Genomic DNA, 261 nt, shown 5'->3' on the forward strand with positions numbered 1-261 from the left:
GACCGATCTCGGCGCGGATGGTTTCATCGACTACACGGAGGTGGCCGCCGAAAGGGCAGCGGGAAATGTGGACTTGGTGCTGGATGCTGTCGGTGGCGCGAAGATGGAACGCTTTCTTTCCTGCATCAAGCCGGGTGGCGTCCTCTACCTCGTCAACCCGCTTGGCTTTTCCGGCCATGAGGAGGCCGCCCGGCGGAAGATCACCGTCTCGACAACGCAGGTGCGCTCGAACGGTAAGCAACTGGACGAGGCGCGCCGCCT

General features: G+C 63.2%; 1 protein-coding gene. It reads left to right on the forward strand.

The annotated features are described in order from the left end of the window. Window positions 1–261: zinc-binding dehydrogenase (locus SB764_RS41740; protein ID WP_410866998.1), on the forward strand; the 261-nt coding region annotated here is incomplete at both ends.

Origin of the sequence: Paraburkholderia sp. SIMBA_027 (genome assembly GCF_046535315.1) — a bacterium.
GTDB lineage: Bacteria > Pseudomonadota > Gammaproteobacteria > Burkholderiales > Burkholderiaceae > Paraburkholderia > Paraburkholderia tropica.